Origin of the sequence: Streptomyces phytophilus (assembly GCF_013870535.1) — a bacterium.
Taxonomy (GTDB): Bacteria; Actinomycetota; Actinomycetes; order Streptomycetales; family Streptomycetaceae; genus Streptomyces; species Streptomyces phytophilus.
On record NZ_JACBXC010000843.1, the window covers coordinates 1 to 2,723 of the forward strand.

A 2,723-nucleotide genomic window follows, 5' to 3' on the forward strand; every position below is an offset into this window, starting at 1 on the left:
GCCGGCGGTCGGCCGGGCGCTCACGACACCTCCCCGGCGACACCGTCCACGTCCGCCGCGCGGTCGCCGCCGATGTCGGACATGTAGCTCATCCACGAGTAGGCCGGGTCGCCCCGGCGCTGCAGCTCCCCGTAGAGCCGGGCCGTCAGGTCGCGGCGTACGGCGGCGTAGGCGGGAGCGTCGTAGACGTTGTGCAGCTCGTGCGGGTCGGCCCGCAGGTCGTACAGCTCGTGCGTGCTCTCCGGGTTGTGCACGAGCTTGTGCCGGCGGTCGCGGATCATGCGCTGGGAGTACGGGAAGTGGTGGCCGTGGAACTCCGCCACCACCTGGTCCCGTTCGCCGCCGGCCGCGGGGGTGCCGGACAGCAGCGGCAGCAGGCTGCTGCCGTCGCAGCGCTCGGGCCGGGGAGCGCCGGCCAGGTCCGACAGGGTCGGGTTGAGGTCGGTGAGGGTGGCGAAGTCGTCGCAGACCCGGCCCGCGGGGGCGCCGGGGACGCGGGCGACGGCGGGGATGCGGTAGATGTCCTCGTACATCGCCGGGCCCTTGTCGTTGAGCCGGTGCGCGCCGGTGAACTCGCCGTGGTCGGCGGTGAAGAACACCGCCGTGTCGTCCCACAGCCCGAGCCGCTTGAGGGCGGCGACGAGCCGGCCGACCTGGTGGTCGATCATGGTGACGTAGCCCCAGTAGACGGCGATGAGCTTGCGCCAGGCGTCGGCGTCGAAGGCGTCGGCCGACCAGTACTCGCTGTAGCGGCGCTGCACGTCGGGCTTGCCGGCGAAGGTCTCCGCCATGGAGGCGGGCAGCGGTACGTCGGCGGGGTCGTACAGGTCGTAGTACTCGTCCGGGATCAGGTACGGCAGGTGGGGCCCGTACCAGTGGCAGGAGAGCATGAACGGCGCGCCGTCCGACTGCCGTTCGGCGGCGTACCGTTCGAGCAGTCCGAGGGTGCGCTCCGTCAGGAACGCCTCGACGGTCGCGTGCGCGGGCTGCCGCAGCCGGCCCGCCAGGAGATGGCCGCGGCCGGTGCCGTTCGCGGCGGTGCCGAAGACGGGGTCCGCCACGGCGAAGGGCGGGAAGCGGTGCTCGGCCAGCCACTTCTCGTACGACGGGTGGTGGAAGGGGTTGAGCGCGCCGGGCAGGTGCTCGCCGTCGAGGCCGTAGTACTCCGGGCCGCGCTCGCGGCCGATGTGCCACTTGCCGACGTGGCCGACCCGGTAGCCCTGGTCCTGGAGCCGGCGCCAGAGCAGCGGGGCGTCGTCGTCCAGCTCGTCCTTGCTGCCGCCGTTGCGTTCGGGGTTGTTGAGCATGCCGTGCCGGAACGGGTGCAGCCCGGTGGCGAGTGACGCCCTGGCCGGGGTGCAGATCGCGGTCGGCGTGTAGAAGCGGTCGAAGCGGGTGCCGTCGGCCGCCAGCGCGTCGAGCGCGGGGGTCGTGACGGTGGGATTGCCGTAGCACCCGAGTGTGTCCACCCGGTGCTGGTCGGTCATCAGGAAGAGGATGTTGCGCGGAGACACTGGCCTGCCGCCCTTCCGGGAGTCGTCGTACGGGTGTGCCGCGGCCCGGTGACCGGAACCGTAAGGACGCCGCATCATTTACGTCAACCCTTGGGACTAACCTTCCTCCCGATTCTTCCCACGCGTTGACAGAACTACGCGGCCCGGATGACGATGCGCCCCATGAGCGAACGCACCGACGCACTCCAGCGCTTGCGCGGCGCGCACGAAGCCGCGGTCCTCGGCGAACTCCGCCGGGCGGGCGCCCTGAGCCGCAGCGAGCTCATGAAGCGGGTCGGACTGTCCCGGACCACGCTGTTCCGGATCGTCTCCGACCTGCTGGAACGCAAGGCCGTCATCGAGCAGCCCACACCTTCGGAAGGCCCGCGCAGGAACGGCAGACCGCCGCTGGAGGTCTCCCTGAACGCGCACGGGGCCGAGCTGATCGGGATCGATCTGCGCCGCGACCAGATCCAGGTGGTGATCGCCAACTGCGCCCACGAGTTCGTCGGACGGTACAGCGCCCCGCTGTCCCGGGCCGGCGAGCCCGAGCAGGCCGCGGCGCAGGCGGTCGCCGCGGTGGAGGAACTGGTGCGCCGCGAGAACATCTCGCTCGCCCCCCTCCAGTCCATCGGGCTCGGCCTGGTGGGCTTCGTACGGGACCCCGCCTCGCGGGCGCCGCACGACATGACGCCGTTCGCCGGGCAGATCGCGGCAGCGCTCGGCGAGCGCTTCGGCGCCCCGGTGCGTACCGACAACAACGCCCGCCTGGCCGCGCTCGCCGAAGCCACCTGGGGCGCGGGCCGCGGCCTGCGCAACATCGTCTACCTGCGCTGGGCGTACGGCGTCGGCGGCTGCCTCGTCGTGGACGGCCGCCTGGTGCACGGCGCCCACGGCACCGCGGGCGAGATCGGGCACACAAGCTGCGACCCCGAGGGGCCGCCCTGCCACTGCGGCGGGCGCGGCTGCCTGGAGGGCGCCGTCAGCATCCCCGCGCTCCTCGCGGCCTGCGCCGCGCGCGGCGCCGCCGTCGCCGATGTGCACGAACTCACCGTGCGGGCCACCGAAGGACATCCGGTCGCCGTCGAGGTCGTACGCGAGGCCGCCGTGACCGTCGGCCGGACCCTCGCCGCCCTCGCCGGCCACCTCGACCCCGAGTGCATCCTGATCGACGCCGAGCCCGCGGCGCTGGGGGCGCTGGTGCTCGATCACGTGGCGGAACAGGTCGCC

Annotated in this window: 2 protein-coding genes; one reads left to right on the forward strand and one right to left on the reverse strand. The window is 72.9% G+C overall.

All coding sequences use genetic code 11. The features are described 5' to 3' along the window. Positions 1-20: 20 nt before the first annotated feature. The gene (locus tag H5J30_RS26045; RefSeq protein ID WP_181789786.1) at positions 21-1,514 is read right to left on the reverse strand and encodes a sulfatase family protein; all 1,494 of its coding nucleotides are present in this window, start codon (positions 1,512-1,514) and stop codon (positions 21-23) included. A gap of 162 nt (positions 1,515-1,676) precedes the next feature. Here H5J30_RS26045 and H5J30_RS26050 point away from each other — a divergent pair. After that, positions 1,677-2,723: ROK family transcriptional regulator (locus H5J30_RS26050; RefSeq protein WP_181789787.1), on the forward strand; the 1,047-nt coding region annotated here is incomplete at its 3' end.